At 70.2% G+C, this 12,396-nt stretch carries 10 protein-coding genes and 1 tRNA gene; 8 read left to right on the top strand and 3 right to left on the bottom strand.

The genetic code is table 11. The features are described from left to right. Window positions 1-161: 161 nt before the first annotated feature. Together dcd and M4D54_RS13010 are read left to right on the top strand one after the other, a co-directional pair. Window positions 162-758, top strand: coding sequence for a dCTP deaminase (gene dcd / locus M4D54_RS13015; protein ID WP_259790101.1), 597 nt, complete (start codon window positions 162-164; stop codon window positions 756-758). Continuing rightward, window positions 755-1,558 (top strand): hypothetical protein, encoded by an 804-nt coding sequence (locus tag M4D54_RS13010; RefSeq protein WP_193865343.1) that lies wholly within the window; start codon window positions 755-757, stop codon window positions 1,556-1,558. The genes dcd and M4D54_RS13010 overlap by 4 nt, the downstream gene beginning before the upstream one ends. A 96-nt stretch (window positions 1,559-1,654) precedes the next feature. Here the strand turns inward: M4D54_RS13010 and M4D54_RS13005 are convergent, their stop codons facing one another. After that, window positions 1,655-3,163, bottom strand: a complete 1,509-nt coding sequence (locus M4D54_RS13005) for an MFS transporter (RefSeq protein ID WP_259891948.1) — start codon at window positions 3,161-3,163, stop codon at window positions 1,655-1,657. A gap of 167 nt (window positions 3,164-3,330) precedes the next feature. On the opposite strand from M4D54_RS13005, the gene M4D54_RS13000 reads away from it, so the two are divergent. Genes M4D54_RS13000 through mnhG form a run of 6 tightly spaced genes read left to right on the top strand, consistent with a single transcriptional unit; the run spans window position 3,331 to window position 10,221 of the window. Continuing rightward, window positions 3,331-6,255, top strand: coding sequence for a Na+/H+ antiporter subunit A (locus M4D54_RS13000; RefSeq protein ID WP_259891951.1), 2,925 nt, complete (start codon window positions 3,331-3,333; stop codon window positions 6,253-6,255). Beyond that, window positions 6,245-7,057: a Na(+)/H(+) antiporter subunit C gene (locus M4D54_RS13835; RefSeq protein WP_311199714.1), complete on the top strand. Its 813-nt coding sequence runs from the start codon at window positions 6,245-6,247 to the stop codon at window positions 7,055-7,057. The genes M4D54_RS13000 and M4D54_RS13835 overlap by 11 nt, the downstream gene beginning before the upstream one ends. Window positions 7,058-7,059: 2 nt before the next feature. Then, the gene (locus M4D54_RS12990; RefSeq protein WP_259891950.1) at window positions 7,060-8,613 is read left to right on the top strand and encodes a Na+/H+ antiporter subunit D; all 1,554 of its coding nucleotides are present in this window, start codon (window positions 7,060-7,062) and stop codon (window positions 8,611-8,613) included. Continuing rightward, on the top strand, window positions 8,613-9,149 hold the full coding sequence (locus M4D54_RS12985) for a Na+/H+ antiporter subunit E (protein WP_259891947.1): 537 nt from the start codon (window positions 8,613-8,615) through the stop codon (window positions 9,147-9,149). The genes M4D54_RS12990 and M4D54_RS12985 overlap by 1 nt, the downstream gene beginning before the upstream one ends. Continuing rightward, entirely contained in the window at window positions 9,146-9,637 is a 492-nt protein-coding gene (locus M4D54_RS12980; protein ID WP_259891946.1) for a monovalent cation/H+ antiporter complex subunit F, read from the top strand. Before M4D54_RS12985 ends, M4D54_RS12980 begins: the two co-directional genes overlap by 4 nt. Next, window positions 9,634-10,221: a monovalent cation/H(+) antiporter subunit G gene (gene mnhG, locus M4D54_RS12975; RefSeq protein WP_259891945.1), complete on the top strand. Its 588-nt coding sequence runs from the start codon at window positions 9,634-9,636 to the stop codon at window positions 10,219-10,221. Before M4D54_RS12980 ends, mnhG begins: the two co-directional genes overlap by 4 nt. A gap of 80 nt (window positions 10,222-10,301) precedes the next feature. Here the strand turns inward: mnhG and M4D54_RS12970 are convergent, their stop codons facing one another. Both M4D54_RS12970 and M4D54_RS12965 read right to left on the bottom strand, forming a co-directional pair. Then, window positions 10,302-11,972 (bottom strand): formate--tetrahydrofolate ligase, encoded by a 1,671-nt coding sequence (locus tag M4D54_RS12970; RefSeq protein WP_259891944.1) that lies wholly within the window; start codon window positions 11,970-11,972, stop codon window positions 10,302-10,304. 145 nt (window positions 11,973-12,117) lie between these two features. After that, window positions 12,118-12,190 (bottom strand) — tRNA-Phe (locus M4D54_RS12965). Window positions 12,191-12,396: the final 206 nt, after the last annotated feature.

The raw sequence follows: 12,396 nt of genomic DNA, 5'->3' as shown, positions 1-12,396 counted from the left end.
GGGAATCGAACCCGCGCTGTCAGCTTGGGAAGCTGAAGTTCTACCATTGAACTACACCCGCGAACGCCGTCCATCATAACCCCATCGCGGGGTGCTCCCTGAACATGGGCGGGAGTGAACTCTCCCCTGACGTTCCCGGAATCCGGGGCTAGGCTGGGCTCGTGCTGCTGAGTGATCGTGACATCCGTGCCCAGATCGAGGCCGAGCGCGTGCGGCTGGAGCCCTTCGACGCCTCCATGGTCCAGCCCGCCTCCGTGGACGTGCGCATCGATCGCTTCTTCCGCGTCTTCGACAACCACAAGTACGCCATGATCGACCCGGCCACGGAGCAGGCCGAGCTCACCCGCGAGATCGCCGTGGATCCCGAGGAGGCGTACATGCTGCACCCCGGGGAGTTCGTGCTCGCCTCCACCTACGAGCAGATCACCCTGCCCGATGACATCGCAGCCCGCCTGGAGGGCAAGAGCTCCCTGGGCCGCCTGGGGCTGCTCACCCATTCCACCGCAGGCTTCATCGATCCCGGCTTCCAGGGCCACATCACCCTGGAGCTGTCCAACATGGCCACCCTGCCGGTGGCCCTGTGGCCGGGAATGAAGATCGGCCAGCTGTGCTTCTTCCAGCTGTCCAGCGCGGCGGAGCGCCCCTACGGCAGCGAGGGGAACCTCAACCGCTACCTCGGTCAGCGCGGCCCCACCCCCTCGCGCTCGGCCCTGAACTTCCATCGCACCCGGATCCCCGTGGAGGACGAGCAGGCATGAGCACCGATCTCACCTCCCACCGCGTCCAGCTCCCCCGCGACACCGATCCGGCCGACGTGTACGCCATGGTGCGCAACCTGCGCCCCCATGCCGTCCTCGAGGACGACGGCAGCATCGATCTGGGGCAGGACGCCCGGCTCGTTCCCGACAGGGGCCCGCGCGGTGCCGGCCGCTGGGACCTGGAGGTGACCCGGGTGCGGGAGGACCCGGCCCCCGAGGGGCTGGGCGACTCCCACGGGTATGCCCGCGCCTTCCCGGAGGGCCTGCCCTTCGGGACCGAGCGCTCCGCCCTGGACCTGGTGTGGTCGCTGGGCCGGCGCCTGTACGGCGCTGTCGTGACCGATTCCGGGGTGCGCCTGGAGCCGCATCCGTACCACGTGCGAGACCTCACCGTGGTCAGCCCCCACGCCCTGGCGCCGGAGTCCCTGGCCCAGCTGCTGGCACCGCTGGAGCCCGAGGCCGAGCTGGACCAGGTGCCCGAGGAGGCCGACGCCGCAGGGTACAGCATCACGATCCCCGCCGATGGCGAGGACGTGATCAGCCTGCGGGTGGGTCGCAGCGCGCGCCCGGTGGCCCTGCAGCAGCTGAGCTGGCTTGACGAGGCGGTGGACTACCAGCTGGTGCACCTTCCGGCCGATGAGACCGAGGACTCCCTGGAGTCCCCGGACGCCGAGACCACCGAGCGCTGGGCGGGGGTGTACCGCCGGATCGGGCTGATCGCCGGGCTACTGGTGGAGACCGTCGGCGGCTACGTCGTGGACCTCGAGGGCTTCCTGGTCGACCCCGACGATCTGGCCTGACCCGCCTGATCCGCGCGACCGGCTCGCCGACGCGTTCAGTCGCGACCGGCTCGCCGTCGCGCTCGGCATGGTGGTGGCGCCGGCCGACCGGTCCGATCAGCCCGCGCTCGCGGGCGTGCCGTCGGCCTTGGCGGCCCGGCCCGCCGCCCCCAGCGGGATCGGGAAGAACGCCAGCAGGCCCAGGGCCATCACCAGCACGATCCCCAGGATCCCGGTGCGGGTGTCCCCGGTGATCCACACCGTCAGCGCGAAGGCGCCGGTGCCCAGGAAGCCCAGCGCCCGGCCGGTGGTGGCGTACAGGCCGAAGTTCTCGGTCTCCCGGCCGGGCCGGGAGAGCCGCGTGAGAAGGTTCCGGGACGCGGACTGCACCGGCCCCACGAACAGGCAGATCGCCAGGCCGGCCACCCAGAACACGGCGGTGGAGTCGAACGCCAGAACCACCAGGCCCAGCACGATGATGCCGATGCAGCCGCCGATGATCACCGGTCGCGGGCCCACCCGGTCGTCGATCCGGCCGCCCATGAACACGCCGATGCCGGCCACGAGGTTCGCGACGATGCCGAAGATGATCACTTCGACGGTGGAGAAGCCGTACGCGTTGGCCGCCAGCACGCCGGCGATCGAGAACACCGCCCCCAGGCCGTCGCGGTAGATCGCGGAGGCAACCAGGTACAGCAGCATCGCGGGCTCCTCGCGGAAGGCCCGCTTCACGTGCCGCGCGATACTCACGTACCCCTGCACCGGGTTCCACCGCGCGCCGGGGGCGCGGGCATGGTGACGGGGTGCCCAGATCATCAGTGGCAGGGTGCCCACCAGGATCCAGATCGCCACGAAGACAGGGATGGCGCGCAGGTTCCAGCCGTCGTCCCCGGTGATGCCCAGCAGCCCGGTCCCCGGCATCACGAACAGCACCAGCACCAGGGCCAGGCACACGATGGAGCCCCAGTAGCCCACCGCCCACGCGGTCCCGGAGACCCGGCCGCGGTTGGCGGGGGTGGAGATCTCCGGCAGCACCGAGTTCACGAACACCCCGGCCAGCTCGCTGAACACGACCGCCAGGGCGATGAGCACCGCCCCCAGTATGAGGAAGTCCGAGTCCAGCGCCACCATCGGCATCAGCGCGATCACCACGACGGTGGCGAGGGTGGTGATCCGCAGCAGGGCGTTGCGGGCACCCCCGGAATCCGCGAGGTTTCCCAGCAGGGGGGCCAGCAGGGCCACCGCCACCGCACCGATCGACTGCCAGGTGGTCAACACCTGGGAGCCATGGTCCTGTGCGGCCTTGATCGCCTCTTCGCCCACCGCGCCCTCGGCGGCGACCGCGCTGGCCACGTAGGTGGCGAACACGAAGGTGAGGATGACCGAGCTGAAGGCGCTCATGCCGCCGTCCCAGGCGGCGAAGGAGACCACCTGCGTGCGCAGGGTACGGCGATCGACGGCGGTGCCCGGGGCCGCGCGACGGGGGTCGGCGTCGACGCAGGCGCGTGTGCCGGGAGCGGCATCATCGTGCAGGGCGTCGGGGGAGGAGTTCGGGGAGGAGTGGTCGGAGGAGGAGAAGGACGGGGAGAACCGGTCACCGGGGTCCCGGTCCGCAGTGGGGGCCATGGGACCACTCTACGAAGATCAGAGTGCTCCGACATGCAACCGCGCACGTCCCGGCACAGCCCGGATGCGACCCAGTGCCACGACCTCAGGATTCCGACAGGTCCTCCCGTAGAATGTGCTCGGCCCATCCCCCTTCCCGCAGCCAGGACGGAGACCGCGTGTACACGATGCTCCTCGCCCACCTGGTGGCGGCGATCGCGGGTCCGCTGCTGGTGCGCGCGATGGGCCGCAACGCGTTCTTCCTGCTGGCGCTGGTGCCCGGCGCCTCCGCGGTGTGGCTGGCCACCATCGACCCGCTCTCCCTGGCCGATGCGCCCCGTGAGGTCGTGACGCCATGGATCCCCGCCTTCGGGATCGAACTGGCCTTCCGCCTGGACCCGCTGAGCTGGGTGATGGCCATGATCGCCACTGCCATCGGCGCGCTGGTGATGCTGTACTGCGCCCGCTACTTCAAGGACACCGAACCCGGGCTGGGACGCTTCGCCGGTGTGCTCACCGCCTTCGCGGGGGCCATGATCGGCCTGGTCCTGGCGGACGACGTGATGATGCTCTACGTCTTCTGGGAGCTCACCACCGTCTTCTCCTACCTGCTGATCGGCCACTACCAGGACAAGCAGTCCTCGCGGCGCGCGGCGATGAACGCGCTGATCTCCACCACCGCCGGCGGTCTGGCGATGCTGGTGGGCCTGCTGATGTTCGCGCAGGCCGCCGGCTCCATGCGGATCTCGGCGATCATGGCGGCCCCCATCTGGGAGGGTGCCGGGCCGTTCCTGATCACCGCGATGCTGCTGGTCCTGGCCGGCGCCCTGTCGAAGTCCGCGCTGGTGCCCACGCACTTCTGGCTGCCCGGTGCGATGGCTGCTCCCACCCCGGTCTCCGCCTACCTGCACGCGGCCGCGATGGTGAAGGCCGGCATCTACCTGATCCTGCGCCTGGCACCGGCGATCGCCCCGCTGGAGGCGATCAGCATCGTGATCGCGGTGCTCGGTGCCGCGACCATGCTGCTGGGCGGCTGGCGTGCGCTGCGGCAGACGGACATCAAGCTGCTGCTGGCCTACGGCACCGTCTCCCAGCTCGGCTTCCTCGCCGCCGTCTCCGGCCTGGCCACCGACGATGCGGTCCTCGCGGGGGTGGCGATGCTGATCGCCCACTCCGTGTTCAAGGCACCGCTGTTCATGGTGGTCGGCATCATCGACAAGAAGTTCGGCACCCGCGATCTGCGGATGCTCTCCGGCGTGGGGCGCGCCGCCCCCGTGGTCGCGATCATCGGCACCATCTCGGCGGCCTCCATGGCCGCTGTGCCCCCGCTGTACGGCTTCGTGGCCAAGGAGGCCATCTACGCGGCCCTGTGGGAGGCCGGCACCTGGCAGCGCGCCCTGCTGATCGCCCTGGTGGCCGGCTCCATCCTCACCGTCGCCTACTCCTGGCGCTTCGTGCGCGGGGCCTTCGGCCGCGCCCCCGGTGCGCCCTCGGTCGCCACCCCCGAGATCTCCCCGCTGTACTGGCTGGCCCCGGCACTCATCACCCTGGGGAGCGTGGGTCTGCCCTTCATGGCCGGTGACGTGGAGAAGGTGGCCGGGAGCATCAGCGAGGGCCTGCCCGGCGAGGGGGAGGGGATCCACCTGGTGGTGATCCCGCACCTGGGTGTTCCGCTGCTGCTGTCCGCCCTGACCCTGGGACTGGGCGCGCTGCTGTGCGTCCTGGCCCGGCCCATGGAAAGCCTGCAGAAGGCCGTCTCGCCCATGACCTGGGGCCGCGACGGCGTGGAGGACTGGGTGGATGCCGAGCGCGGCTTCCGGCGCCTGATGCGCGGGGTCGACAAGCTCGCCATCGCCGTCACCCCCCTGTTCCAGCGCGGCTCCCTGCCGTACACCCTGGGCACCATGCTGCTGGTGCTGATCCTGCTGGCCTCGCCGATCACCATCGCCCGCTCCCCGGTGCCGGACAACCTGGTGCTCTTCCACCACCCCGCCGAGCTGCTGATCCTGCCCGTGGCGGTGGCAGCAGCGATCGGCGCCGCCCGCTCCCGCAGGCGACTGCGGGCCGTGTTCCTGATCTCCGTGACCGGCTACGCGGTGGCACTGCTGTTCCTGGTCGCCGGCGCGGTGGACGTGGCCACCACCCAGGTGCTGGTGGAGACCGCCCTGACCGTGGTGCTGGTGCTGGTGCTGCGCCGCCTGCCGACCCACTTCTCCCGCAGGCCGCTGCGGATCGGGGCCCTGGGCCGGTGGGGGATCGCCATCGGCACCGCGGTGGTGCTGTGCGGCGGGGCGCTCTACGCCGCCGATGCCCGCTACCAGGCCCCGCTGGGGCCGCAGCTGATCGAGCCCGCCTACGAGGTCGGCGGCGGTCACAACGTGGTCAACGTGGCCCTGGTGGACGCCCGCGTGTGGGACACCATGGGTGAGATCGGCGTGCTGCTGGTGGTCGCCACCGGCGTGGCCTCCCTGATCTTCGTCACCCGCCGCGAGCAGGGCATCTCTCGGGTGCGGGACCTGGATGCCGACACCTCCATCTGGAGGCGCCGGGCCGATGCCCCGTTGCCGCAGAACGTCCTGAACTTCGACGCCCGCCCCGATGAGGTCACCGGGTCCAACCGCTGGCGCACCTGGCTGTCGGCCGGGCTGACCCTGGCCCCGGAGCGCCGCATGGTGATCCTCGAGGTGGTGACCCGCCTCGGGTTCCCGCTGATCATGCTGTTCTCGGTGTACCTGCTGATGGCAGGGCACAACTACCCCGGTGGCGGCTTCGCAGGCGGCCTGGTGGCCGGCTTGGGCCTGGCCCTGCGGTACCTCGCCGGCGGTCGCTACGAGCTGTCCGAGGCCGCGCCCGTCCAGGCCGGTTTCGTGCTGGGCCTGGGCATGGCGATCGCGGTGGCCTCCGCGGTGCTTCCCCTGCTGTTCGGCGGCACCATCTTCGCCAGCGCCACGCCGGTGGTGCACGTGCCCCTGCTGGGCGAGCTCCACTTCCCCAGTGCCCTGATCTTCGACGTCGGCGTCTACCTGGTGGTGGTGGGCGTCCTGCTCGACTTCCTGCGCTCCCTGGGCGCCCAGGTCGACCAGCAGCAGGAGGTGGAGAACGATGTCCGTTAGTCTCGCGCTGCTGCTCACGGCGGGCGTGCTCATCGCCTGCGGTGTGTACCTGGTCCTCGAACGCACCCTGACCCGCATCGTGCTGGGCTTCCTGCTGCTGTCCAACGGCGTGAACCTGCTGTTCGTGGTGGCCGCCGGGCCGCCTGGCAAGCCTCCGTTCGAAGGCAGCGCAGACCCCGGGCAGATGAGCGATCCGCTGCCGTTCGCGATGGTGCTCACCGCGATCGTGATCTCGATGGGCGTGACCGCGTTCGGCATGGCCCTGGCCTACCGCGCCTGGCAGCTGTTCGGCCACGACGAGGTGCCCGACGACGTCGAGGACCGCCGCGTGCTGCGGCGCAGCCGCCGTCGGGCCGGGGAGGAGAAGCTGCCCTGGGCGCAGGCCCTCACCGAGGAGTCCCGGCGCGGCGCACTCATGCAGTCCCAGGGCTTCGGATCCGCGGAGGACGAGACGCTGGGCTCGGACCTCTCCAGCGCCGAGGACGTCCCCCAGGACTACACCGAGGCCGACGAGGGTGAGGCCCGGCCCGCCCCCAAGCCCGAGAGGGCCGCCGCCCGGGCGGAGCGCGGCCGTGCCCGGACCGCCACTGCGGACGCTCATGAGGTGCCGCACGGCCACGCGGGCCTCGAGGCGCCGCGGGAGCATCCGGCCGACGAGGACCACACCGCGCCGCCGACCGGGGGAGAGACCACCATCCCGGGCACCGGCCCGGTGACCGACGCCGATGACCATCAGGGCGGGCACACCCAGTACGACACCCAGCACCACGACGGACGCGACGACGGGAGGGAGAAGCCGTGAGCATGGAACTGCTGCTGGCCCTCCCTGTGCTGCTGCCCCTGGGCGGCGCCGCGGTGACCCTGCTGCTGCGACATCACCTGCGGATCCAGCTGGCGGTGACGATCCTGACGCTGCTGGTGAACTTCACCGTCGCCTTGGTGCTGGCCTACCACGTGAACGCTGAGACCGTGCTGGTGCTGCAGATCGGCAACTGGACGCCCCAGCTGGGCATCGTGCTGGTGGCGGACCGCCTCACGGCACTGATGCTGGTGGTCTCCACCTTCGTCACCTTCGCCGTGCTGATCTATTCCAGCGCCCAGTCCGTCAACGAGAACACCGCCCGCACCCCGGTGGCGATCTATCACCCCACCTACCTGGCCCTGGTGGCCGGCGTGTCGATGGCGTTCCTCGCCGGTGACCTGTTCAACCTGTACGTCGGCTTCGAAGTGCTGCTCTCGGCCAGCTACGTGCTGCTGACCCTGGGAGGTTCCGCCTCCCGCATCCGCGCAGCCACCACGTACGTGATCGTCTCGCTGCTCAGCTCGATGATCTTCCTGTCCGGCATCGCGTTCATCTACGCCGCGGTGGGCACCGTGAACATGGCCGAGCTGGCAGTGCGGCTGGACGGGCTGGAGCCCGGCACCCGGATGGCGCTGGAGCTGGTGCTGCTGGTGGCCTTCGCCATCAAGGCCGCGATCTTCCCGCTGAGCGCATGGTTGCCGGACTCCTACCCCACTGCGCCCGCCCCGGTCACCGCCGTGTTCGCGGGCCTGCTGACCAAGGTGGGCATCTACGCGATCCTGCGCCTGGAGACCCTGCTGTTCCCCGCCTCGCAGATCTCGAACCTGCTGCTGGCCGCCGCCGGGTTGAGCCTCATGATCGGCATCCTGGGTGCCGTCGCACAGACGGACCTGAAGCGCGTGCTGTCCTTCACGCTGGTCTCCCACATGGGCTACATGCTGTTCGGCATCGGCCTGACCACCGAGCTGGGCATGGCCGCCACCATCTACTACGTCGCCCACCACATCACCGTGCAGTCCACGATGTTCCTCGCAGCCGGGCTGATCGAGCACCGCGGCGGCACCACCAACCTGATCCGCTTGGGCGGCCTGGCCAAGCTCGCCCCCGTGACCGCGATCCTGTTCTTCATCCCCGCGATGAACCTGGCCAGCATCCCGCCGTTCTCCGGGTTCATCGGCAAGGTGGGGCTGATCCAGGCCGGCATCGAGTACGACACCACCGCCGGCTGGATCCTCGTCGGAGTCAGCGTGCTGACCAGCCTGCTCACCCTGTACGCGATCGCCAAGATCTGGAACCGCGCCTTCTGGCAGGAGCCGGACCAGGACGTGCTGGACAACGACAAGCCCATGCCGAAGGTGATGCTCGGCGCGACCGGTGCGATGGTGGCCTTCTCGATCGCCCTGACCGTGTTCGCCGGGCCCATCATGCGCTACGCCGATGAGGCGGCCCAGGCGGTGCTGGAGCGCAGGCCCTACGTGAGCGCCGTGCTCGGTGACGAGGCCGCCGAGAAGCTCGTCTACCACATCGGCTCCGAGGGCCAGAAGGTGGTGGAGTGATGAAGCGACGCCTCCTGGACCTGCCCAAGAACTGGATGGGCCTGCTGGTCTCGGTGATCTTCTGGTGCATGCTCTGGGGTGGGGTCGACGCCAAGAACGTGCTGGGTGGCATCCTCGCGGCCACCATCGTGTTCGTGCTGTTCCCGATGCCGCCCACCGGGCACGAGATCACCATTCGCCCCCTGCGCTTCGTGTACTTCGTGGGCGTGTTCCTGTTCGACATGGTGAAGTCGGCGATCGAGGTTGCCTGGTACTCCATCCGGCCCGCCCCGCAGCCGCTGAACTCCGTGATCGCAGTGAAGCTGCGTTCCCGCTCCGACCTGTTCCTCACGGGCACCGGCATGCTGTCCACCCTGATCCCCGGTTCGGTGGTGGTGGAGGCGCAGCGCGCCACCGGCACCCTGTTCCTGCACGTGATCGCCGCGGAGGACGAGCAGCAGGCCGAGCAGGCCCGTCAGAGGGTGCTGGAGCAGGAGAAGCGCCTGCTGTGGGCCATGGCCCGCCGCGAGATCCTGGAGGAGGCGGGGCTGCGATGACGCCGTTCGAGATCGTGCTGCTGGTGTGCGGTGCCGTGCTCGCCGTGACCACCGTGTCCGTGGTGTACCGCATGATCGTGGGTCCCACCATCCTGGACCGCGCCGTCTCCACCGACGTGCTGGTGGTGATGGTGGTGATGGCGATGGCGCTGCACACCGCGCACACCCGGGTCGAATGGGCCGGACCGGCCATGCTCTCCCTGACCGGGCTGGCCTTCATCAGTACCGTCACCTTCGCCCGCTTCGTGGCCCGTGAGGCGGCCCCGAACGGTCGCGAGAGGTTCCAGGACAGCGAGGAGCCCGAGACCACCACCGGTCCCTTGGAGGCCGTGCACCTGCACCGTGCCGATGGCGGGCCGGACGACACGCTGCGGCGGGACGAGAGCACCGGGCGGTCGGACAAGAGCATCGGGCGGCCGGACGAGAGCACGGGGAGCACGGAGAGCACGGAGAGCACAGCCACCACGGGTGAGGAGGCAGCACGATGACCGTCCTCGAGATCCTCGCCAGCGTGCTCATCATTGCCGGCACGGTGCTGGCCGTGATCGCCGCGATCGGCCTGAACAGGTTCAGCGATGTGCTCACCCGCATCCACTCCGCCTCCAAGCCCCAGTCCCTCGGGCTGATGCTGGTGCTGGCCGGGGCGGCGCTGGCCGCCGGTTCCTGGTCGCTGGCCGCGATGATGCTGGTGGTGATGCTGGCCCAGATGACCACGGTGCCCGTGGCCAGCGCGATGGTGGGCCGCGCAGCCTTCCGGCGTGGCTTCGTGCGCGGCGGGCGGTACGCGGTCGACGACCTCACCCCGCGCATGGCGGACCCCGACGACCAGGACGACGACGAGGACGGCTTCATCGACGAGGGCTTCGACGACCACGAGGGCCTCACCGGCGGGGAGGACCGCTTCCCGGAGAACGTCGTGGGCACCGGCTCGCCCGACACCGATCTCAGCCTGCCCAACTGGGAGGAGCCGGAGGCCGGTGCGGGCGCCCACGACGACGACGGTCTGGACGTGGACCTGGCGGATGAGACCGAGCGGGAGGCCGAGGAGGTCGCCGAGCGCGACCGCCGGTGAGCCGGGCCCTGCTCGGGCGCATGCGCAGTGCGGCCCCGCCCCGCCGACGTGGGACGGGGCCGGTGTAGCCGGGGAGCGGGTCAGAACAGGCCGAATGCCTCCCCGTCGTCGGTGACGCCCATGCGCAGTGCGGCTGGCTCCTTGGGCAGCCCGGGCATGGTCATGATCGACCCGGTCAGGGCCACCACGAACCCGGCGCCGATCCGCGGCACCAGGTCCCGCACGTGCAGCACGTGCCCGGTGGGCGCACCGAGCGCCCTGGGGTCGTCGGAGAACGAGTACTGGGTCTTCGCCACGCACACCGGCAGCTTGTCCCAGCCGTTCTTCTTCAACGTGCGCAGAGCCGCCGGGGCCTTGTCGGAGAACACCACGTCCTCGGCGCCGTAGATCTCCCGTGCAAGGGTGCGCAGGGCCTCCTCGACACCGACCTCCGGGTCGTAGAGGTGGTGGAAGTCGGTGCTCTCCTCGATCGCGGCGAGCACCTCGTCGGCCACGGCGAGGCCGCCCTCGCCGCCCTTGGCCCACACCTCGGACAGTGCCGCCCGGAAGCCCTGCTCCTTGGCCCAGCCCAGCACCGCATCGAGCTCGGCCTCGGTGTCGGTGGGGAAGCGGTTCAGGGCGATCACGGGCTCGATCCCGAACTTGCGCAGGTTCTGGACGTGGCGGGCCAGGTTCTCGGTGCCCTTGAGCGTGGAGTCGATGTCCTCGGTGGCGAGGTCCGCCTTGGCCACACCGCCGTGCATCTTCAGGGCGCGCACGGTGGCCACCACCACGGCCGCATCCGGCCGCAGGTCGCCGAAGCGGGCCTTGATGTCCAGGAACTTCTCGGCACCCAGGTCGGAGCCGAAGCCGGCCTCGGTGACGGTGATCTCGGCCAGGGACAGGGCCAGGCGGGTCGCGGTCAGGGAGTTGCAGCCGTGAGCGATGTTGGCGAAGGGGCCGCCGTGCACCAGGGCCGGGGTGCCGCCCAGGGTCTGCACCAGGTTCGGCATCAGCGCGTCCTTGAGCAGCAGGGTGATCGCGCCCTCCACCTTCAGGTCGCGCACGGTCACGGGTGAGCGGTCGTAGGTGAAGCCCACGACGATGTCGCCGATGCGGCGGGAGAGGTCCTCCAGGTCCGTGGCCAGGCACAGGATCGCCATGATCTCGGAGGCCACCACGATGTCGAAGCCGTCCTCGCGCGGCACGCCCTGCGCGGGGCCGCCCAGGCCGATCACCGTCTGGCGCAGGGCGCGGTCGTTGACGTCCACCACGCGCTTCCACTGGATGCGGCGCGGATCGATGTTCAGCTCATTGCCCTGATGGATGTGGTTGTCCACCAGCGCCGCCAGGGTGTTGTTGGCGATCTGGATGGCATGGAAGTCGCCCGTGAAGTGCAGGTTGATGTCCTCCATCGGCACCACCTGGGCGTGACCGCCGCCGGTGGCGCCTCCCTTGATGCCCATGATCGGGCCCAGGGCCGGCTCGCGCAGCGCCACCATGGTGCGCTTGCCCTTCAGCGTGAAGGCATCGGCGAGCCCCACGGTGGTGGTCGACTTCCCCTCACCGGCGGGCGTGGGCGACATGGCCGAGACCAGCACCAGCTTCGAGTTGCCCTGGCCCTGGTCGATCTTGCGGATGTCGACCTTCGCCTTGTTCGAGCCGTAGGGGATCAGCGCCTCGGCGGGGATGCCCGCCCTCTCGGCAATGTCCTGGATGGGTTCGAGGGTCGCGGCCTGGGCGATGGCAAGATCCGGGCTCTCGGCTGACATCGGTGTCGTCCTCCACAGTGAGTCAGGTGGGGCCCCGGTGAGCGCCGGGGCGCAGATCACACTGTACGGCCCGAGCCCCGGTCACGGGGCCGTACCGGCGGCTTCGGCAAAGAGAAGACCCCCGCCGGGGCGGGGGTCTTGAGAGTGGCTCCGACCGGCGTCGATCCGGTGACCTTTCGATTTTCAGTCGAACGCTCTACCAACTGAGCTACAGAGCCGTGACCACCGTAAGCGGCCGAGGACCAGGGTAACAGTGCCAGGTGGGTGCGCCCAACCAGGTGGGGCCGGTGAGAGGCACGCCACGAGGGCACCGGGCGGGCCAGGCACGGGGGAGCGGGGCCCGGCCGATGCGCAGGGACGGACCGTGGACGACCTGTGCCGGTGACGGCTGGGCCGGGGGCAGGAGGTTCACGGGAACGGCGAA

The sequence above is a fragment of the Brachybacterium sp. p3-SID1565 genome (assembly GCF_025143785.1).
In the GTDB taxonomy this organism is placed as follows: domain Bacteria; phylum Actinomycetota; class Actinomycetes; order Actinomycetales; family Dermabacteraceae; genus Brachybacterium; species Brachybacterium epidermidis.
This window is presented reverse-complemented; position numbering and strand designations above follow the sequence as displayed.